This window comes from Nocardiopsis sp. CNR-923, from assembly GCF_001942255.1.
Lineage (GTDB): Bacteria > Actinomycetota > Actinomycetes > Streptosporangiales > Streptosporangiaceae > Nocardiopsis.
On the sequence record NZ_MKKC01000055.1, the window covers coordinates 43,059 to 62,636 of the forward strand.

Annotated in this window: 14 protein-coding genes and 4 pseudogenes; 10 read left to right on the forward strand and 8 right to left on the reverse strand. The window is 71.9% G+C overall.

Annotated elements, in window-relative coordinates; all coding sequences use genetic code 11:
• Positions 1 to 18: 18 nt before the first annotated feature.
• Positions 19 to 711: an SRPBCC family protein gene (locus BJF83_RS03420; RefSeq protein WP_262391278.1), complete on the forward strand. Its 693-nt coding sequence runs from the start codon at positions 19 to 21 to the stop codon at positions 709 to 711.
• A gap of 91 nt (positions 712 to 802) precedes the next feature.
• Here the strand turns inward: BJF83_RS03420 and BJF83_RS03425 are convergent, their stop codons facing one another.
• Both BJF83_RS03425 and BJF83_RS03430 read right to left on the reverse strand, forming a co-directional pair.
• Entirely contained in the window at positions 803 to 2,302 is a 1,500-nt protein-coding gene (locus tag BJF83_RS03425) for a methyltransferase (RefSeq protein ID WP_075925137.1), read from the reverse strand.
• 51 nt (positions 2,303 to 2,353) lie between these two features.
• On the reverse strand, positions 2,354 to 2,632 hold the full coding sequence (locus BJF83_RS03430; RefSeq protein WP_075925138.1) for a DUF2530 domain-containing protein: 279 nt from the start codon (positions 2,630 to 2,632) through the stop codon (positions 2,354 to 2,356).
• Positions 2,633 to 2,886: 254 nt separating this feature from the next.
• Between BJF83_RS03430 and BJF83_RS03435 the strand changes: the two genes are divergently transcribed.
• The 3 genes from BJF83_RS03435 to thpR all read left to right on the forward strand — a co-directional run bounded on the left by BJF83_RS03435 (position 2,887) and on the right by thpR (position 6,684).
• Positions 2,887 to 4,320, forward strand: a complete 1,434-nt coding sequence (locus BJF83_RS03435) for an NCS2 family permease (protein WP_075925139.1) — start codon at positions 2,887 to 2,889, stop codon at positions 4,318 to 4,320.
• Between the two features lie 150 nt (positions 4,321 to 4,470).
• Positions 4,471 to 6,048, forward strand: coding sequence for an MFS transporter (locus BJF83_RS03440; protein ID WP_262391279.1), 1,578 nt, complete (start codon positions 4,471 to 4,473; stop codon positions 6,046 to 6,048).
• A 45-nt stretch (positions 6,049 to 6,093) separates the two neighbouring features.
• Positions 6,094 to 6,684, forward strand: a complete 591-nt coding sequence (thpR, locus tag BJF83_RS03445; protein WP_075925140.1) for an RNA 2',3'-cyclic phosphodiesterase — start codon at positions 6,094 to 6,096, stop codon at positions 6,682 to 6,684.
• A gap of 117 nt (positions 6,685 to 6,801) precedes the next feature.
• Here thpR and BJF83_RS03450 read toward each other — a convergent pair.
• Positions 6,802 to 7,526: pseudogene (locus BJF83_RS03450) on the reverse strand (3-keto-5-aminohexanoate cleavage protein).
• Positions 7,527 to 7,619: 93 nt separating this feature from the next.
• On the opposite strand from BJF83_RS03450, the pseudogene BJF83_RS03455 reads away from it, so the two are divergent.
• Positions 7,620 to 8,676 (forward strand): annotated as a pseudogene (locus BJF83_RS03455) (hypothetical protein).
• Positions 8,677 to 8,914: 238 nt separating this feature from the next.
• On the opposite strand, the gene BJF83_RS03465 reads toward BJF83_RS03455, so the two are convergent.
• Positions 8,915 to 9,511: an ABATE domain-containing protein gene (locus BJF83_RS03465; RefSeq protein ID WP_075925141.1), complete on the reverse strand. Its 597-nt coding sequence runs from the start codon at positions 9,509 to 9,511 to the stop codon at positions 8,915 to 8,917.
• 62 nt (positions 9,512 to 9,573) lie between these two features.
• Here BJF83_RS03465 and BJF83_RS03470 point away from each other — a divergent pair, with 62 nt between their 5' ends.
• The gene (locus BJF83_RS03470; protein ID WP_075925142.1) at positions 9,574 to 10,023 is read left to right on the forward strand and encodes a VOC family protein; all 450 of its coding nucleotides are present in this window, start codon (positions 9,574 to 9,576) and stop codon (positions 10,021 to 10,023) included.
• A gap of 9 nt (positions 10,024 to 10,032) precedes the next feature.
• Here the strand turns inward: BJF83_RS03470 and BJF83_RS03475 are convergent, their stop codons facing one another.
• Both BJF83_RS03475 and serC read right to left on the reverse strand, forming a co-directional pair.
• Entirely contained in the window at positions 10,033 to 11,031 is a 999-nt protein-coding gene (locus BJF83_RS03475; RefSeq protein ID WP_075925143.1) for a glycerophosphodiester phosphodiesterase family protein, read from the reverse strand.
• Positions 11,032 to 11,213: 182 nt separating this feature from the next.
• On the reverse strand, positions 11,214 to 12,344 hold the full coding sequence (gene serC, locus BJF83_RS03480; protein WP_075925185.1) for a phosphoserine transaminase: 1,131 nt from the start codon (positions 12,342 to 12,344) through the stop codon (positions 11,214 to 11,216).
• A gap of 171 nt (positions 12,345 to 12,515) precedes the next feature.
• Here serC and pdxH point away from each other — a divergent pair, with 171 nt between their 5' ends.
• The 3 genes and pseudogenes from pdxH to BJF83_RS03495 all read left to right on the forward strand — a co-directional run bounded on the left by pdxH (position 12,516) and on the right by BJF83_RS03495 (position 16,747).
• The gene (gene pdxH, locus BJF83_RS03485; protein ID WP_075925144.1) at positions 12,516 to 13,169 is read left to right on the forward strand and encodes a pyridoxamine 5'-phosphate oxidase; all 654 of its coding nucleotides are present in this window, start codon (positions 12,516 to 12,518) and stop codon (positions 13,167 to 13,169) included.
• Between the two features lie 429 nt (positions 13,170 to 13,598).
• Entirely contained in the window at positions 13,599 to 14,300 is a 702-nt protein-coding gene (locus BJF83_RS03490; RefSeq protein ID WP_075925145.1) for a metal-dependent transcriptional regulator, read from the forward strand.
• A 147-nt stretch (positions 14,301 to 14,447) separates the two neighbouring features.
• A pseudogene (locus BJF83_RS03495) lies at positions 14,448 to 16,747 on the forward strand (SpoIIE family protein phosphatase).
• A 41-nt stretch (positions 16,748 to 16,788) separates the two neighbouring features.
• On the opposite strand, the gene BJF83_RS27780 reads toward BJF83_RS03495, so the two are convergent.
• Together BJF83_RS27780 and BJF83_RS03500 are read right to left on the reverse strand one after the other, a co-directional pair.
• On the reverse strand, positions 16,789 to 16,956 hold the full coding sequence (locus tag BJF83_RS27780; RefSeq protein ID WP_187347075.1) for a hypothetical protein: 168 nt from the start codon (positions 16,954 to 16,956) through the stop codon (positions 16,789 to 16,791).
• A 33-nt stretch (positions 16,957 to 16,989) separates the two neighbouring features.
• Positions 16,990 to 18,132, reverse strand: a complete 1,143-nt coding sequence (locus tag BJF83_RS03500) for an acyl-CoA dehydrogenase family protein (RefSeq protein WP_075925146.1) — start codon at positions 18,130 to 18,132, stop codon at positions 16,990 to 16,992.
• Positions 18,133 to 18,391: 259 nt separating this feature from the next.
• Here BJF83_RS03500 and BJF83_RS03505 point away from each other — a divergent pair.
• A pseudogene (locus tag BJF83_RS03505) lies at positions 18,392 to 19,533 on the forward strand (acetyl-CoA C-acetyltransferase).
• The last annotated feature ends 45 nt before the right edge of the window (positions 19,534 to 19,578 follow it).

The window sequence follows — 19,578 nt, forward strand, 5'->3', positions numbered from 1 at the left end:
CGAAGGTACCGCGTGGGCGTGAGCTCCGTGGGCCGTGGGCACACCGACCAGCGACGGATCGACCACGAGGGGGACCCGATGGACGTCGACGCGCAGATCGAATCGGTCAGCCGGGCGGTGGGCACGAGGGATGTCGAGGGCGGACGCGAGGGCGCGGTGGTCGTGGCCAGGAGCTTCGACACGACCCCGGCGGACCTCTGGGAGGCCTGCACCGACGCCGAGCGCCTCGCGCGCTGGTTCCTGCCGGTCACCGGCGACCTGCGCCAGGGCGGTTCCTACCGGTTGGAGGGGAACGCGCATGGTCGGGTGTTGGACTGCGACCCGCCGCGTTCCTTCCGCGCCAGCTGGGAGTTCGGTGGGGAGTACAGCGAGATCGAGGTGCGGTTCGTCCCCGAGTCCGCGTCGCGTACCCGGCTCGAACTGTCGCACTCCGCGCGGCTCGGCGAGCACTGGACCGAGTACGGACCCGGCGCCGTCGGGATCGGGTGGGACATGGGCTTCCTCGGCCTCGCCCTGCATCTGGAGCAGGGCGGCCAGGAGCCCCCGGAGGCCTCGGAGTGGGCGCGGTCGGCGCAGGCGCGCAGGTTCACCGAGCTGAGCGGGCGTGCCTGGTGCGCGGCGCATGTCGCCTCGGGGACCGACGCGGCGACGGCCGAGGCGGCCGCGGGGCGGACCATCGCCGCCTACGCGGGTGGGGGAGACCAGACCTGATCGGGCCGCGTTCGGGCCCCGCCGGGGCGCGGACGGGGCAGGGCCGCGCCGGATGCGCCGCTCGCGACGGGCGGCAGCCACGGGGAACGCCCTAACGGGCGACCCGGAAGAAGCCCTCCGAGATCAGGGTGCGCAGGGCGCTGGGGGTGCGCTCGCGGATGACCTCGGGGTCCTCGCCCATCAGCTCGGCGATCACGTCCAGGAGGGGGCCGACGGGCATCGTGCCGTCGCACACCCCGGCCAGCGCGGCCTCGACCGTGCCGATGCGCGCGACCCGGTGCGCACCGCCGCGCTGGCGCAGGACGATCTTCTCGGGGTCCGGGGCACCAGGTCGGCCCACGCGCTCCTCCACCACGTTCGGGGCGAGGGCCACGTGTGCGGAGAGCAGCGCGGCGTCGGTGAGCCGGTGCGCGGTCATCGCGCCGTCCACCACGTCCGGCAGGTACGGGCCGACTGGCCGCTCGATCTCGTGCCGCAGCTCCTCCACCCGCACGGTGGCGTCCTGCGCGACGTCGTTGCGCAGGCAGATCCAGCCGAAGCCGATCCCCTTGATGCCCTCGCGCTCGAAGTAGTCCAGCCAGGCGTCGTAGCGACGCGTGTACTCGGGCGTGCCGTGCTCGCAGGAGTCGCGCAGCCACAGCTCCACGTACTCCGCTGGGTCCTGGACGTCCCGCTGGACCACCCAGCCCGAACACCCGGTGCCGGTCACCCAGCCGCCGACCCGGTCCTCCCAGTCGTCGCCGTCCGAGTGCGTCCAGTTGGCGAGGATCTGGCACCAGCCGCCGTCGGTCAGGTGCTCGGGAGCGTGTCGGACCAGCTCGGCGCAGACGGTGTCGCCGGGCAGGTCGGACTCGCGGTAGGTGAACCGGGCGGACTCGGGGGTGATGACGAACGGCGGGTTGGAGACGATCAGGTCGAAGCGCTCGCCCGCGACCGGGTCGAACATCGAGCCCTGCTCCAGGCGGGCGCCGGTGACGCCGGACAGCGCCAGGCTGATCCCGGCCAGGCGCACCGCGCGCGGGTTGAGGTCGGTGGCGACCACCTCGCGGGCGCGGGAGGCCAGGTGCAGCGCCTGCACACCGCATCCCGTGCCCAGGTCCAGGGCGCGGTCGACCGGGCCGTCCACGATGAGCTGGGAGAGCGTCGCCGACGCGCCCCCGGCACCCACCACGTGGTCGGGCCGGGGCACGGTCCCGGCGCCAGGGCGGACCTTGGGGTCGGAGACGACGAACCCCGGACGGCCCTCCTCCAGCTCCCACGGGCCGAGGTGGACGAGGGAACGCACGGCGGGGCCGCCGGGGGCGTCGGGGTCGACGGTGACGAGCCCGGCCGCGGCCAGCTCGTCGACGGGCAGGATGGCGCGGGCGGCGCGCTCGGGGATGGCCGCCTGGAGCCACCACAGCCGCAGCAGCAGTCCGAGGCGTTCGTCCCCGCCGGTGGCGCGCAACGCCGGCACCGGTTCCTCGCGGGCGAGCGCCCGTGCCGCTGCGTCGCCGAGCCGGTCGCGGACGCCGGACACCGTGTAGTCGGCGTCGATGAGGATGCCTCGGAGGCGGTCGGCGAGCGCTCGGGGGAATTCTGTCTCAGACACCCGCCCATTATCGGTCAGACGGAAGGGTGGCGCGCTGGCCGGCGGGGTGGTTCAGGAGGGGTCGGCGGAGTCGCCGTCGGTGGCGGTGAGCGCGCGTTCGGCGGCCTCGGCGCGCTTGCGCAGGAGCCGCGGGATGTAGAGGAATCCGAACACGCCCAGGACGATCCCGGTCACGCAGACGCCGATCCACCACCGTTCGGCGTCGGGGAGACCGTCACCCAGGAAGACGAGGACGATGAGCGCGGCCGTCCACGCCAGAGTGCCGAGGCCGGCGGGGACGCGGTAGTCGCTCTCGTGGACGTCGGGGTCGGGCTGGCGGGGTGTGCGCACGTGCCCAGGCTAGCGGCTGGCGGCGCCCCTCCGCTTCGGGCGGGTGCGCCGCGTTCGGTCAGGGGCGGGGGCCACGGTGCGCTCGGTCACATTCCCACAGCCGATCATCCTGTCATATGGCGTTTTCTATGAAACGCGAGTGCCAGATGTGACATCTGTTGTGCAAAGATGCAACTAACCTGGCTCAGAATCCTCGTTGTCCCGTAACGCGACCAGGTCAGGCTGACGTGAAGACTCCACGCACATCCCCCTCCATGCCGCCCAGGGCCCCCTCGGGCTTCCTGGACCGCTTCTTCCACCTCACCGAACGCGGCTCGAACCTCTCGACCGAGATCCGCGGCGGCCTGGCGACCTTCTTCGCCATGGCCTACATCGTCGTCCTCAACCCGCTGATCATCGGCACCGCCGAGGACGTCGACGGCCAGACCCTGGGCATTCCCCAGGTCGCCGCCGTCACCGCCCTGGTCGCGGCGATCTCCTGCCTGCTCATGGGCATCGTCAGCCGCTACCCGTTCGCCATCGCGGCTGGGATGGGCCTCAACGCGGTCATCGCCTACGGGCTCGCCCCGCTCATGCCGTGGGCCGACGTCTTCCTGCTGGTCATCATCGAGGGCGTCCTGCTGCTCGTCCTCGTGGTCACCGGGTTCCGGACCGCCGTCTTCGCCGCGATCCCTCCGGGGATCAAGACCGCGATCGCGGTCGGCGTGGGTCTGTTCCTCGCGCTCATCGGCCTGGTCAACGCCGGGTTCGTCCAGGCGGGCGAGGGGACTCCGGTCCAGCTGGGCGACGGGGGGCTCAACGGCTGGCCGATCGTGGTCTTCGTGCTGGGCCTGCTCGTGAGCGTCGCGCTGTACGTCCGCAAGGTGAGGGGCGCGCTGCTCATCGGCATCGTCCTGGCGACCGTCGTCGCGATCCTCGTGGAGACCGTGCTCGGCAACGGCGAGGCGGACGGCCTCGGCTGGAGCCTGACCGTCCCGAGCCTGCCCACCGGGGTCGGCGACCTCGTGGCCCTGCCGGACCTCAGCCTCATCGGCCTCTTCACCGAGGGCGGCGGCGACGTCCTCGCGCGGTGGAAGGAGATCGGCTTCGCCACGGTGCTGATGCTCGTCTTCACCCTGCTGCTCGCCGACTTCTTCGACACCATGGGCACCATGGTCGGTGTCGCCTACGAGGCGGGGCTGGTCGACGATGACGGCAACATGGAGAACACGCGCGGCGTCCTCGTCGCCGACGCCCTCGGCACGGTCCTCGGCGGAGTCGGCTCGGCGTCGGTGAGCACCGTCTACGCCGAGTCGGCGGCGGGCGTCGGCGAGGGCGCCCGGACCGGTGTCGCGCCGATCGTCACCGGCGGCCTGATGCTGCTGGCCACCTTCTTCACCCCGCTCGTGAGCCTGGTGCCGTTCGAGGCGGCCACCCCCGTGCTGGTGCTGGTCGGCTTCATGATGATGACCCAGGTGGTCAACATCGACTTCCGGGACCCGGCGCTGGGCATCGGGGCGTTCCTGGCGATCATCATGATGCCGTTCACCTACTCCATCGCCAACGGCATCGGGTTCGGGCTGCTCGGATACGCGTTCGTCCGCCTGGTGCAGGGCAAGGCCAACCAGGTGCACCCGCTGCTGTGGGTCATCTCGGTGGTTTTCCTCATCCACTTCGCGGAGGTTCCGATCTACGCCCTCATCCGGTGATCCGGGCCGCGTTCCCGTGACGGGAATGCCCGCGGTCGTGAACGGCGTTGTCTCCACTGATGAGTCAACGCGTTTACGCTTACGTGGAGCCGTCTTCCTCCCGACCGGCGCGCCCCCGCGCCACGAGCCCGGACGGGCGGTGAGGGGCTGATGCCGCGTCTGGCGATGTTCCGATCCCTGGCCGTGCGCAACTACCGCCTGTACGCGCTCGGCCAGCTCATGTCCAACCCCGGCACCTGGATGCAGCGCATCGCCCAGGACTGGCTGGTCCTGCAACTCAGCGGTGGCAGCGGCATCGCACTGGGCATGACCACGGCGCTCCAGTTCCTGCCGATGCTCCTGTTCGGTCTGTGGGGCGGGGCGCTCGTGGACCGCGTGGACAAACGGCGGATGCTGGTCCTCACCCAGGGCTCCATGGGCCTGCTGGCCGTCGCGCTGGGCGTGCTCGCCACGGTGGGCGCCGCCCAGGTGTGGCACGTCTACCTGTTCGCCTTCGCGCTCGGACTGATCACCGTGCTGGACAACCCGGGCCGCCAGGCGTTCGTCCCCGAGATGGTCGACCGGGAGCGCCTGAGCAACGCCATCGCGCTCAACAGCGCCAGCTTCCAACTCGGCCGGGTCACCGGCCCCGCGATCGCGGGACTGCTCATCGCGTGGATCGGCAGCGGGCCGGTGTTCATGGTCAACGGGCTGTCGTTCGGCTTCACGATCGTCGCGCTGCTGATGATCCGCACCGGCGAGCTCCACAGGGCCGACCCCGTGCCCGGCGGCAAGGGGCGGATCCGCGAGGGCCTGCGCTACGTCAGCGGCAGGCGGGACCTCGTGCTGCTGCTCGTGCTGGCCGCGTGCGTGCAGTTCTTCGGGGCCAACGTGCAGAACCAGATCGCCCTGATGGTGAACAACGTGTTCGAGACGGGCGCCGCCGCCTTCGGCGTGGCCGCGGCGGCCCTGGCGGTCGGGGCGCTGGCGGGCGCGCTGCTCGCCGCCCGCCGGGAGCGGCCGAGGCTGAGCCTGGTGCTGCTTGGATCCCTGGGGTTCGGGGTGTCGCAGGTGGTGGCGGGCGCCATGCCGGGCTATGTCTCGTTCGTGGTGGTGCTCGTGCCGATGGGCATCGTCTTCATGACCTACGTGACCACGCTCAACGCCACGTTCCAGCTGAGCGTCGACCCCCGGATGCGCGGTCGGGTGATGAGCATGTTCATGCTGGTGTTCATGGGTGTGGCGCCGATCGGCGCGCCCGTGGTCGGTCTGCTCGCCGACGCGTTCGGCCCGCGCGCCAGCCTGGCCGCGGGCGGCCTGGTGACGATCGCGGTCGTGTCCACGCTGGGCGCGCTGCTGGCTCGGGCCAGGGGCGTGGGCCCGTGGGACCTGGTGACCGGGAGGATTTCGGGCCCGGAGGGTCCGCACGTGACGGAGGAGACCGAGGTGCGGCCCGAGTCCGAGCAGTCAGGAGCCGCCGTCGGAGCCGGGCAGACCGACGCGGCGGTCGAGCACTCGGTGGTGGCTGAGGCGGCCGGGACGGCGGAGACCGCACGGGCACTGGAGCGGGAAGCGGTCGTGCGGGCCGAAACGGCCACGGGGGCCGGGGAGGAGACCGAGGACGGAGCGGCGGCGGGGGCGGACGAGACCGAGGAGCCCGCAGGGGCCGGGGCGACCGCGTCGCCGCCGAGCGGGGACGGCGCGGCTCCGTGCCGGCGCCCCGCGCGGGAGACCGGCGCCCGGGTGTGACCCGGCCGTCGCCTGCCAGGGACGGCCACGGGGAAGGAGGACGGTATGAGACTCTTCGTCGCGCTCAACCCTTCGACCGAGGTCCTGCGCGGGCTGGGCGAGGCCGTCGACCGGGGGCGCTCGCACGGACCACCCCTGCGCTGGACCCGCGGCGACGGCTGGCACCTCACCCTCGTCTTCCTGGGCGAGGTGGCGGACGAGCGCCTGCCGCTGCTCACGGAGGCGATCGGTGGGATCGCGCGCGCCCACCGGCCCCTGTCGCTCGCCCTGGAGGGCTGGGGCCGCTTCCCGCCGAGGGGCAGGCGTTCGTCGGTGCTGTGGGCGGGTGTCACGGGGGACCTCGACGCCCTGGACTCCCTCGCCCACGGCATGCGGTCGGCCGCCCGAGCCGCGAGGATCCACGTGGAGCGCAGACCCTACGTGCCGCATGTCACGGTCGCCCGCAGCCGTCCGCCCAGCGACCTCGCCGAGGTCGTCGAAGCCCTCGGAGACCTGCGGGGAAACCGCTGGTGGGCGCGGTACGCGCACCTCATCGAGAGTCGTCCCGGTTCGGCCGACCACTACCGAACCGTCCAGACCTGGGCGTTAGGCTGGGAAGCCGATTCGGAGCGACCCCCGGAGCTGGACACGCCATGAGCATGCTCACCAACAACCGCAAGCAGCGCTGGCTGCTGCCCGTGGTGCTCGGTTCGATCATGCTCATCGTGGTGCTCGGAGCGCTCCTCGGCTGAGCCGGACCCCGGGTGGCGCCACTCACGTCCCGGTGGAGACCAGCCCCGCCGCGTGCGCCACGAGCGCCGCGTTGTCGTGGGCCTCCGTGCCGTCCGGCAACCGCATCGTGTCCTCCAGCCCGATCCGGACGTCGTAACCGGCATCGACCGCGTCCTCCAGCATCGGCCATGCGGTCGCGTCCGAACCGTGCAGCATCCGGGGCGTCCTCACCCGGGCCCGGTCCAGGAGCGAGATCACCGCGTCGCGTTCGCGCGCGCGTCCGCCACCGTGACCTGGGTCGGCTCGACCAGGACCGCCGCCGCCGGGATCCCCGTCGCGACCAGGATGCGTGCCGCCTCCACCGTCCACACCCCGGCCTCCACCGCGACCCGGCGGTCGTCCAACAGGTGCACGAGGTCGACCGAACCCGCCTCGTGGAGGTTCACCGTCACCGAGTCGGGCAGAGCGGACGACGCCCATCTCTGCACCAGGTCGTACCGGCGCCAGGGGTCGGACTCGGCGGACAGGGAGGTGGTGAGCGACACGGGAACCTCGGGCCCGTCGGCGCGCAGCCTCTCCATCAGGGGCGCGATCACCTGCGGTTCGAGCGACTCGGCGCCGCCTGGGTCGCGCGGGTGCACGTGGATCGCGGTCGCACCCGCCTCCACCACGGCGTGCGCGTCCGCGACGAGCTGGTCGACGGACACGGGCAGGGCGGGATGCGCGCCAGGACGGCGGTCTCCGTTGAGACAGGCGACGATCCTCATCTGGCTCTCCTCACGGCGCTCCGTATGCCGAATGTGCCCGTTCCCCAGCGGGTGCAAGCACCGGGGCCGGATCGCCCTGGCAGGATGGCGACCATGACACGACCGCTCGCACTCGCCGTGGCCGCCCTCCTCGTCGCGCCTCCGCCGTCCCGGCCGCCGCCTCGACGGCCGAACCGGACGACGACGGCACCGGTGGCCTGGACTACCCGCGCGGAGGCGAGGGACCGGAGGGGTCGGAGACCGCGTTCACTCTCCAGGACCCGAGGATCGCCGAGTCGAGCGGCATCGCACCCTCCTGCTGCACGAGGGCGTGTGGTGGACGCACAACGACAGCGGTCCGATCGCGCCCGAGGTGTACGCGGTGGACGAGAGCGGAGCGACCCTCGCGACGATCACCCTGGCCGTGCCGCTGCGCGACTGGGAGGCGATCACCGTCACGGAGGGCGCGGACGGTACCCCACGGGTCCTGGTGGGCGACGTCGGCGACAACTTCGGCGGCAGCTGGCCGGACGTCTCGGTCTACCGGTTCCCCGAACCCGCGGCGCTGGCCGACGCCACCGTCGAACCCGAGGACATCACCCTCGCCTACGCCGACGGCGGGCGCGACGCGGAGGCGATGATGGTCGACCCCCGCGACGGCCGCCTGTACGTGGTGTCCAAGGAGTTCTCCGGCGGCGTGTACGCGGCGCCCGAGGAGCTCGACCCGGCGGGTGTGAACACCCTGGAGCGGATCGACTCGGCTCCGCTGTTCGCCACCGACGCGGCCTTCTCGCCAGACGGCGGTCGCTACGTGATCCGCACCTACTGGGGGGTCACCGTCTACGACGCCACCGAGGGCGTGCCCGGCGCCTCCCTGGGGTCGATCGAGCTGCCCGAGTCCGACCAGGGGGAGTCGATCGCCTTCACCCCGGACGGGACCGCGCTCATGGCCGGGACGGAGGGGGTGAACGCCCCCGTCTGGCGGGTGCCACTGGAGGAGAGGCACCTGTCCGGCGAATCCGCCGAGGAGGAACCGGAGCGGTCGGCGGAGGCGAGCGGGGAGAGTGAGGCGGACACCGCCGGGGGAGGCGCGCTGCCGTTCATCCTGGGCGGGGTCGTGGTCGCCGCGCTGGCCGTGGGCGGGATCGTCCTGCTCGCCCGCAGGGGGTAGCGGCGGGTCCGCGTGCGCCGTCGCCGAATCCGCGGACCTCCCCCTCGGATCCGTCCGCCGTGCCGTACACGCCTCCCCGCCGCAGCTCGATCGCGGGCGAGGGCCCCAGCCACAGCGCCAGTCCCTCCTCGCCCGTCAGGAACCGCCAGACCCGCTCGGCGGGCAGCGGCAGGGTGCGGGACACGCCGATCTGGTATCCGGCGTCCCGGGTCAGTCCGACCTCTGCCACGGCGTCCGCTCACCTTCGGCTCTCACGGCGGGCGCGCAGCGCCCTCACCTTCGCGCGGTTCCCGCAGCGCTCCATCGAGCACCAACGCCGCCGACCCGGGCGCGAGGTGTCGGCGAAGAGCAGCAGGCAGTCGTGCGCCGCGCACTCGCGGACGCGCTCGACATGGGGTCCCGTGAACAGGTCGACGGCGTCGCGCGCCACGGTGGACAGCACCCGCGGCGCGTCGGCGGGCGCGGCCCAGGACGCGGTTCCGGCAGCGTCCATCACCGGGACCAGAGGCGGCTCCGCCGCGCACCGGTTGATCTCGGCCACGTCCTCCTCGGGGAACGTCCGGCCCCGGGCCGCCGCGCGCGTCACCCGCAGGACGGCGTCGCGCAGGCGGCGCGCGTCGGTCACGTGTGCCTCCGACGCGCGCACGTCCTCCAGACGCAGCCGCGACACCCGCGCCCACGCGGCCAGGTCGCCGGGCGCGTGCAGGACCTCCCAACGGGCCAGCTCGTCGGGCCCGCCCGTGGTCAGCAGTTCCAGGCACAGCGCCCCCGGGTCGAACAAGAAGCTCGCTCCGTCCGCGGGGTGCATCGGCATGCCCGTTGCGCTCGTCATCATGTAACCAGTATAACTGGAATCCGCAGGGGGTGACCAGCCCCCGGAGGTCGAGGGGATCACCGATGGCCGTGAACGTACAACTCGTCGTGGACTGCGCCGAACCCATCGCGCTCTCCCGGTTCTGGGCGACGGCGCTGGAGTACGAGCCCGAGGACAACGACGCCCTCATCGGACGCCTGGTGGACCAGGGACTGGTCGGGAAGGACGACTACACCGTCGTGGACGGGCGCAGGGCGTTCGTCACCGTCGCCGCGATCCGCCACCCGGACGACCCCGTGCAGGAGGACACCGGGATCGGACTGGACCGACGCCTGCTCTTCCAGCGCGTGCCCGAGGGCAAGACGGTGAAGAACCGCCTCCACCTCGATCTGCGCGTGGGCCACGACCGGCGCGCCGAGACCGTGAAGGCCCTGGAGGCACTCGGCGCGACGGTCGTGCGCACGGTCGAGGAGCCCGGCGCCTCGCACGTCACCATGCTCGACCCCGAGGGCAACGAGTTCGACGTCCAGTGACGTGCGGGGCTACGCCTCGTGAGTGAGGAAGTGCTCGCGGACGAGGAAGGCGTGGCGGGAGAAGTCGGTGAACACCCCGTCCACGCCGGCCTCGAAGAACGCCTCGTACTCGGCGGCGAAGCCCCCGTAGTCGCCCGGTTCGCCGTCCGAGCGCAGCTGCTCGGGGAGGAAGCTGTTCTCGCTGCGGAACGTGTAGGGGTGCACCAGCAGGCCCGCCTCGTGCGCGTTCTCCACGAGATCGGTGGGCTCACCCAGCCCGCCGTCCTCGGTGGTCGGGATCACGAGGCCCTTGTGCGGTCCGATGGCGTGCGCGAAGGCGGCGACCTCCGCCAAGCCGTCCGGGGTGGTGTGGCGCAGCCAGTGCTCCTCGGAGCCCATGAGGTAGACGAGGGGGAGTTCCGTCTCGGCGAGCTTGCGCAGGCTCTCCGCCTCGAAGGACTGGAGGAACACCGGGACCCTCGGCTCAGGTCCGGTCAGCCCCGCCTCGCGCAGGGCCGCGATCAGGGTCGGCTCCAGCTCCAGGCCCTGGGACACGTGGTAGGAGGGGTGCTTGGTCTCCGGGTAGATCCCGATCGGCCGCCTCAGCTCCTCGGTGAGCGCGAACGCGAGCTTGACGACCTCGTCCAGGGTCGGGATCCCGTAGGTCCCGTCCATCATCGCGTTCATCGCTCGCACGTCCTGGAGCCGCTCCACCGCGCGCAGGGTCCTGATCTCGGCCAGGGTGAAGTCCTGGGCGAAGAACCCCTCGACCTCGTGCCCGTCGATCGTCCGCCTGGTGCGCCGGTCGGCGAACTCCGGCCGCTCGGCCACGTCCGTGGTCCGGCCGATCTCCTGCTCGTGGCGGCAGATCAGCGCGCCGTCCATCGTGGCGACCAGGTCCATCTCGATGAAGTCGCCCCCGTGCCGTGCCCCCAGCTCGTAGGAGGCCAGGGTGTGCTCCGGGCGGTGGCCCGACGCCCCCCGGTGCGAGATGATCTTGATCGGGAGTTCCTTCTTGTTCCTGCGCACAGCCGAACCGTCCTGGGAAGCGGAGTAGACGACAGAGTCCTCGGGGGATCACGGCCGACCCGCGGGAGGGGTCGGAGGAACCATTCTCCCCGAGGCCGCCACCCGTCCGCGCCGGGCGCCTCCCGGCGCCCGGCGGGGCCGGACCCGCCGGGCGGCGGACCGGCCCCGCCACCCGACATCCGTCAGGACAGCCGGGACAGCACGAAGTCCACGCACTCGGTGAGCGCCTGGACGTCGCCCGGCTCCACCGCCGGGAACATGGCGACCCGCAGCTGGTTGCGGCCGAGCTTGCGGTACGGCTCGGTGTCCACCACGCCGTTGGCGCGCAGCACCTTCGCGACCGCCGCCGCGTCCACGTCGTCGCTGAAGTCGATCGTGCCGACCACCCGCGACCGCTTGGCCGGGTCGGTGACGAAGGGCTCGGCGACCGGCGACTTCTCGGCCCAGTTGTAGAGGATCGACGACGACTCGGCCGTGCGCGCCACCGTCCACTCCAGACCGCCCCGAGCGTTCATCCACTCCAGCTGCTCGGCGAGCAGCAGCAGCGTGGCCACGGCCGGGGTGTTGTAGGTCTGGTCCTTGCGGGAGTTGGCCACCGCCGTGGTCAGCGAGAAGAACTCCGGGACGTACCGGCCGCCCGCCGCGATCTCCGCCACACGCGCCAGCGCCCTGGGCGACATGACCGCGATCCACAGCCCGCCGTCGGCGGCGAAGCTCTTCTGCGGCGCGAAGTAGTACACGTCCGTCTCGGCGATGTCGACCGGCAGGCCCCCGGCGCCGCTGGTGGCGTCCACGAGCACGAGCGCGTCCTCGTCGGCGCCCGCCACCCGCCGGATCGGTGCGGCCACGCCCGTGGAGGTCTCGTTGTGCGTGAGCGCGTACACGTCCACACCGGCCTCGGCGACGGGCTCGCCGTGGCTGCCCGGTTCGGTGCTGATGACGGAGGGCTCCTCCAGCCACGGAGCGCCCTGGGCGACCTTCGCGAACTTGCCGGAGAACTCGCCGAACGCCAGGTGCTGCGACTTCGAGCGGAGCAGACCGTGCGCCGCGACGTCCCAGAAGGCGGTCGTGCCGCCGTTGCCGAGCACGACCTCGTACCCCTCGGGGAGGGAGAAGAGCTCGCTCACACCCGAGCGCACCCGGGACACCAGGGACTTCACCGGCTTCTGGCGGTGGGAGGTGCCCATGTAACGGGCGCCGGAGGAGGCCAGCGCCTCCAGTTGCTCCGGGCGGACTTTGGACGGGCCGCTGCCGAAACGGCCGTCGGAGGGCAGCAGGTTCGAGGGAATCTGAATGTCGTCGGTCACGGTCACCAGGGTAGTGGTGAGGTCCTCGACACGGCCGGTCAGGGCGCATGTTGGCCGCGTGAACATCCGTGACGGACGCACGCGGACTCACACGCCGCCCGTGCCGAGCCCCGGGTCCGGCCGACGCGTCGTGGGGCGGGTGGCGCGATCGGCCCGCGGCGCGAGAGGATACACATCGTGGACCACCGAAACCCTGCCGAACTGCGGAAACCGTACATGGGTGAACCCCTGCACCGGGCCGACCTGGCCGACCACCCCATGACGCAGTTCCACAGGTGGTTCGACGAGGCCTACGCCTCCCACCTGGCCGAGCCCAACGCCATGGTGCTCGCCTCGGTCGAACCCACGGGCATGCCGCGCGCGCGTACCGTCCTGATGAAGGGCTACGACCGCCGGGGGCTGCGCTTCTTCACCAACCTCACCTCCCGCAAGGGGCGGGCCCTGGACGCCGACCCGCGCGCCAGCGCCGTCTTCCCCTGGCACGCCGTCCGCCGCCAGGTCCTCGTCGCCGGCCGCGTCACCCGCCTGTCGGACGCCGAGAACGACCGCTACTTCGCGTCCCGGCCGCGCGGATCCCAGATCGGCGCCTGGGCGAGCGAGCGGCAGTCCCAACCGGTGGCCGACCGCGCCCAACTCGACCGCCTCTACCGGGAGTTCGACGACGTGTGGGCCGCTGAGGAGGAGATCCCCCGGCCGGCCTACTGGGGTGGCTACCGGCTGGTCCCCGAGGAGGTGGAGTTCTGGCAGGGCGGCGCCGACCGCATGCACGACCGGTTCCGCTACACGCCGGACGGGGACGGCGGGTGGCGGGTCGAGCGCCTCGCGCCCTGACACGCCGCGTCCCGTGTCCGGCCCGCACGCATCCCCGCGACTCGCCCCGCCTGGAGCGCTTCGTACGCCCGTTCGGTATATCGTGGGTCGAGCCGGGGCCGCGTCCGAGCCCCACGACAACCAACCCCCTCCAGCGGTACCCGTGCCCCCCGATCGGCGGGGTCCGCGGCGCAGGGGGTGCGGACCGCCCTCCAGCGCCGGGTCCCGACCGAACCCGCGACGAGGGCGAGGCGTCCGCGCTGTAAGACCGGAGGATCGCGTCGTCGACGTCGCGATATGCTTGCGGTATCGGTGGTCGCTCCCGCGGTCGCGCGGACGTCCCGGTCCCCACTCGGCCTCTGGGAATCACGTACCCCCGGCCTGTGTTGTGAGAGACCTGCCGTGCCCACCGTGACCGCGCGACGGGCACAGAGCCTTGGGAGGGGAGACTTGACCGCACACGGGCTGATCGACACCACGGAGATGTACCTCCGGACGGTCTTCGAGCTCGAAGAGGAGGGGATCGTCCCGCTTCGGGCCCGGATCGCCGAGCGCCTGCACCAGAGCGGCCCCACGGTGAGCCAGACCGTGGCCCGGATGGAGCGCGACGGTCTGCTGCGCGTCGAGAACGACCGTCATCTGGTCATGACGGCGGAGGGCCGCCGCCTGGCCACCCACGTCATGCGCAAGCACCGCCTCGCCGAGAGGCTGCTCGTCGACGTCATCGGCCTCCCCTGGGAGGACGTCCACATCGAGGCCTGCCGCTGGGAGCACGTCATCTCCGAGGCGGTGGAGGAGCGGCTCGTCACCCTGCTCAACGCCCCCTCGGTGTGCCCGCACGGCAACCCCATCCCCGGCCTGGACGAACTGGGTCTGGAGGACTACGCGCCGGAGCCGTTCACCGACGACTCGATCGTCCCCATGGTCGAGGTCGCGGGCAACGGCGACACCACCGTCACCGTCCGACGCATCAGCGAGCAGTTGCAGTCCGACGCCGACATCATGCTCACGCTCCGCAAATCCGGGGTGCAACCGGATCAGGAAGTGGTCCTTCGTTCCACGGACGACGGCGTGCGCGTGACGGGCGGCGAGGCCGGATCCGCCGACCTGCCCGCGGATGTCGCCGGACACATCTTCGTCGCCAAGCCGTGAACCATTCGGCGGATGGGTGACACATCGGGATTGTCTCAATGCGCTGCGGGATCGTTGACGGTGTTGCTACGCTCGCCCCAAGGTGCGGTCGTTCGGGGTACCGGGAGCGGGCATGTGCGCAGCTCATGACGGCGAGGTGGCGGCTAGATGACACGGTGGGGTGAGCCCTTCCGGGAGAGCGACGCGCTCTCCACGGCCGCCGTGGTGGACCAGGCGCAGATCGCCATCGTCGTCATCGACCGATTCAGCCTGCTCAGGTACTGGAACCCCTTCGCCCGCGAACTCTTCGGCTTCGTCGACGGCCGCGACTACGTGGGGCTCTCCCTGCTCGACATCGGCATCCACGAGTCCGACCGTGAACACGCGTCCCAGCTGGCCCGCCGCGCCCTGCGCGGCGAGCCCTGGGAGGGCACCTTCGCGGTGCTCAAGGGCGACGCCAACTGGATCCACGTGCGCGCCCAGGCGGTTCCGAAGCGCGACGAGCACGGAGAGATCGACGGCATCGTCCTGATCGCCCGCGAGGCCCTGCGCGGCGGCCGGGTGGAGGAGCAGTACGGCCTGCTGGAGCGCATCAGCAGCCGCCTGGCCAGCTCGCTGGAGTTCGAGTCCACGGTCCGGGGGGTGGCGGGCATACTCGTCCCGCAGTTCGCCGACCACTGCTTCATCGACCTCTACGACCACGACCGCCTGGTGCGGCGGGTCTCGGTGCACGCCGAGGGATGGAGCCCGCCCGAGCGCACCTGGTTCGAGGTCGGCGACGAGGTCCGCTACCCCGAACGCCACTTCGTCACCCAGGCGCTGCGCCGGCTGGAGACCGTGGTCAGCAGCGACTACCTCTTCGACGACTCGCCCACCCACCGCTCCGACCACGTCTCCCGCCAGGTCGGCGTCACCTCCGCGATCGCCGCGCCCCTGCGCGCCCGGGGCGAGGTGCTGGGCGTGCTCACCCTCGCCCTGTCCGGTCTCTCCCCCAGGCAGAAGAGCACCTACGGCGGCTTCGACCGCGACCTGGTCGGCGCGATCGCCTCGCGCGTGGCTCTGGCCATCGACAACGCCCGCCTGTTCGAGGAGGAGCGCACCACGGCGCTCGCCTTCCAGAACAGCCTGTTGCCCAGCGCCTTCCCGCAGTTGGACGGCCTGACGATCGCGCACCGGTACCTGCCCGCCGGGCCGATCCAGGCGCACGGCTACGGGGTGCAGACCCAGGTCGGCGGCGACTTCTACGACGCCATCCCGCTCTCCGCCGGGCGCGTGGGCCTGGTCGTCGGCGACGTCGAGGGGCGGGGCCCGCACGCGGCCGCGGTCATGGGCCAGCTGCGCGCCGCCCTGCGCGCCTTCGCCCAGGCCGACCGCGAACCCGCCGACATCCTCCGCGAACTCGACGAGTGGGTCCGCCAACTCGGGCAGCCCGACGGCGACGGCGGCACCTGGATCCCCAGCGTCAGCTGCCTCTACATGGTCTACGACGCCTGGTCGCGCGAACTGTCCTACGCCAACGCCGGGCACGCCTCGCCGCTCCTGGTCAGCTCGGACGCGGTCGAGACGCTCGACCTGGAGGTCACCGACCGCATGCTGGGCGTCCGCGCGCGCGGCGGCGCGGGCGAGGACGTCGTCTACCACCAGGCCAACCTGCGGCTGCCGACCGGCGTCACCCTGGTCCTGTACACAGACGGGCTCGTGGACCGGCGGCCGGCGGGCGGCGTCCCGACCCGGAGGGGGCGTTGCTGCGCCTGGCCGAGCGCGTCACCGAGGTGGCCGACAAGGACGTGGAGCAGATCGCCGAGGCGGCGGTGCACAGCGTCCCCGGCGAGATGGACGACGACACCGCGCTGCTGGTCGTGCGTACCCACTCCGACGAGCTGGCGTTGTGCGAGGGCTGGTTCAGATCCGAGGCCTCCACCGTGGGCGAGGCGCGCCACCTGGCCGCCAACACGTTCGCCGAATGGGGGATGGACCGCGACCAGGCGGAGCTGGCGTGCCTGCTGGTCTCGGAAATCGTCACCAACGTCGTCATCCACGCCACGCCGCACCCCGTGCACCGCGAGTTCACCGGCAACGGCGTGCTGGACTCGGAGACCCCCCTCGGCGGCGTCGACGAGTTCGACGAGGACTGGACCGACCTGTTGGAGGAGGCGGCCTCCACCGACGAGTCGGCCGAGGAGCAGGCCGAGAAGGAGTTCCTCCTCCGGCTGCGCCGCGGCGCGTCCGCCGTGTGGGTCGAGGTCTTCGACCACGACCTCCGGTTGCCCCGCATCCGCAGCGCCGCCGCCGACGACGAGGGCGGTCGCGGCCTGTACCTCGTCGAACAGCTGGCCGCCCGCTGGGGCTCCCGTCCCACTCCGGACGGCAAGGCGGTGTGGTTCGAGATGCCGATGCACGGCGAGGGCGAGGGCGACCGGGCGGAGGCGGCGGCGTCGGCGGCGGCCTCGGCGGCGGAGTCCGCCTGACGGTCACGCGGACGGCGCGGGGTCCGGGCGCCGCACGGCGCTCACCGCCAGGACCACGCCCACAGCAGCAGGCACAGGAACACGAAGAAGATCACGATCCCGCCGGTCGTCCACGGGATGTGCACCTTGGGCCGGAGCTTGCGCACGCCGATGACGAGCAGCACGACCAGCAGGGCCATGACGATGAGGCCGTCCCACGCACCGCTCATGTCCGATCCGACCCTTCCCGGACGCGGGCTGTGTCACAGGCCCAGGCCGCGCCCCACGATCTCCTTCATGATCTCGGTGGTGCCACCGAAGATCGTCTGCACGCGGGCGTTCTGCCAGGCCCTCGCCACCGGATATTCCATCATGTACCCGTACCCTCCGTGAAGCTGGAGGCAGCGGTCCATCACCCGGTTGCACATCTCGGTGGTCCACCACTTGGCCATCGCGGCGTCCTCGACGGTGAGTTCACCCCGGTTGAGCAGCTCGACCCCCCGGTCGACGTAGACGCGGGCCATGTCCACCTCGGTGGCCATCTCGGCCAGGACGAAACGCGAGTTCTGGAACCGCCCAATCGGACGGCCGAAGGCGGTGCGCTCCCGGCAGTACTCGACGGTGTGCCGCAGCATCGTGTCGGCGGAGGCCACGGCGCAGGTGGCGATGGACAGCCGCTCCTGGGGCAGGTTCTCCATCAGGTGGGCGAATCCCCGGCCCTGTGCGCCGACGAGGTTGGCGACCGGCACGCGCGCGTCGGAGAAGAACAGTTCGGCGGTGTCCTGCGCCTTCATCCCGACCTTGTCCAGGTTGCGCCCGCGATCGAAACCGGGGGTGCCGCGCTCCACGGCGATGAGCGAGAAGCCCTGCGCGCCCGCGTCGGGGTCGGTCTGGCAGACCACGAGCACCACGTCGGCGTTGATCCCGTTGGTGATGAAGGTCTTCTGACCGTTGACGACGTACTCGTCACCGTCCCGCACCGCCGAGGTTCGGATGCCCTGGAGGTCGCTGCCGGTGCCGGGTTCGGTCATGGCGATCGCCGTGATCAGCTCGCCGCTGGCGAACCCCGGCAACCACCGCCGCTTCTGCTCGTCGGTGGTCAGTCCGACCATGTACGGGGCCATGACGTCGTTCTGGAGGGTGATGCCCAGGCCGCTGGCGTGGGCCCGGCAGATCTCCTCGTTGACCACCGTGTTGTACCGGTAGTCGTGGAGCCCGGTGCCGCCGTACTCCTCGGGCACGCCGTGGCCGAGCAGGCCGACCTTCCCGGCCCGCGTCCACAGCTCGCGCGGCACGATGCCCTCCTTCTCCCACGTGGCGTGGAAGGGGACCACCTCGCGTGTGAGGAACTCCCTCACGCTCTCGCGGAAGAGGTCGTGGTCGGAGTCGAAGAGTTCCCGCTTCATGTGCTGCTCCGAAGGTGTCGACGGTCGCGTGCGCTCACACGGTAACCGAATAGGATTCGGTTTTGAAGGGGGCGGGCCCGGAGCCGAGCTGGGGACGGCTCGGAGCGCCCGCCCCCGGAGCGGCCAGCGCGGAAGGTCGCCGAAGCGGCTCCCCCGATCCGCGAAGCGACCCCAAGGGCGGGGCGGGGGCTTGCCATGCGAGCCAAACCGAATACAGTTCGGTTCAGAACCGTCGTACTCACGTCCCTGGAGGTCCCCCGTGGCCGAGGCATTCATCGTCGGCGCCGTCCGCACCCCCGTCGGCACCAGGAAGGGCGCGCTCGCGGCCGTGCACCCCGCGGACCTCGGAGCGCACGTTCTCAAGGAACTCGTCACGCGCACCGGCGTCGACCCGGCCGCGGTCGAGGACGTCGTGATGGGCTGCGTGACCCAGGCCGGACCGCAGGCATTCGACCTGGCCCGTACCGCCTGGCTGTCCGCCGGACTCCCCGAGTCCGTCCCCGGCGTGACCATCGACCGCCAGTGCGGCTCCTCCCAGCAGGCCGTGCACTTCGCGGCCCAGGGCGTGATGTCCGGAACCCAGGACCTGGTGGTGGCCTCCGGTGTGGAGAACATGGGCATGGTCCCCATGGGCGCCAACGTCCAGTTCGCCGTCGACAACGGACTGGACCTGTACGGCGACGGCTGGGTCGAGCGCTACGGCAGGCAGGAGATCTCCCAGTTCCGCGGCGCGCAGCTCATGTGCGAGAAGTGGGGATACAAGCGCGAGGAGCTGGAGCGCTTCGCCCTGGAGAGCCACCGGCGGGCGGCGCGGGCGATCGAGGACGGCCGCTTCGACGACCAGATCGCGCCCCTGGCCGGGGTCGAGCGGGACGAGGGCGTGCGCTCCGACACCACCCTGGAGAAGATGGCGGGACTCACGCCGCTGCGCGAGGCTGGGAGCTCACCGCCGCCGTGGCCAGCCAGATCTCCGTGGGCGCCGGTGCGGTCCTGCTCGCCTCCGAGCGCGCCGTCCGCGAGCACGGCCTGACCCCGCTGGCCCGGATCGTGCAGCTGTCCCTGGTCGGCGACGACCCGGTCTACATGCTCACCGCGCCCATCCCGGCGACCCGGATCGCGCTGGACAGGGCCGGGCTGACCATCGACGACATCGACGTCACCGAGATCAACGAGGCGTTCGCCCCCGTGCCGATGTCCTGGATCGATGAGCTGGACGCGGACCCCGCCAAGGTGAACCCCAACGGCGGCGCGATCGCCCTGGGCCACCCGCTGGGCGCGACCGGCGTCGTCCTGATGACCAAGCTGCTCAACGAGCTGCACCGCTCGGGGGGCCGCTACGGTCTGCAGACCATGTGCGAGGGCGGCGGCCAGGCCAACGTCACCATCGTCGAACGGGTCTGAGACGGTCGCCCGCGCCGGTCGTCCCGCGCACGGCCGTGCGCGGGT

Coding starts and splice junctions, on each gene's coding strand:
- BJF83_RS03435 (WP_075925139.1), top strand. CDS start 2,887: ATGCCGCCCAGGGCCCCCTCGGGCTTCCTGGACCGCTTCTTCCACCTC.
- BJF83_RS03440 (WP_262391279.1), top strand. CDS start 4,471: ATGCCGCGTCTGGCGATGTTCCGATCCCTGGCCGTGCGCAACTACCGC.
- thpR (WP_075925140.1), top strand. CDS start 6,094: ATGAGACTCTTCGTCGCGCTCAACCCTTCGACCGAGGTCCTGCGCGGG.
- BJF83_RS03465 (WP_075925141.1), bottom strand. CDS start 9,511: ATGATGACGAGCGCAACGGGCATGCCGATGCACCCCGCGGACGGAGCG.
- BJF83_RS03470 (WP_075925142.1), top strand. CDS start 9,574: ATGGCCGTGAACGTACAACTCGTCGTGGACTGCGCCGAACCCATCGCG.
- BJF83_RS27780 (WP_187347075.1), bottom strand. CDS start 16,956: ATGAGCGGTGCGTGGGACGGCCTCATCGTCATGGCCCTGCTGGTCGTG.
- BJF83_RS03500 (WP_075925146.1), bottom strand. CDS start 18,132: ATGAAGCGGGAACTCTTCGACTCCGACCACGACCTCTTCCGCGAGAGC.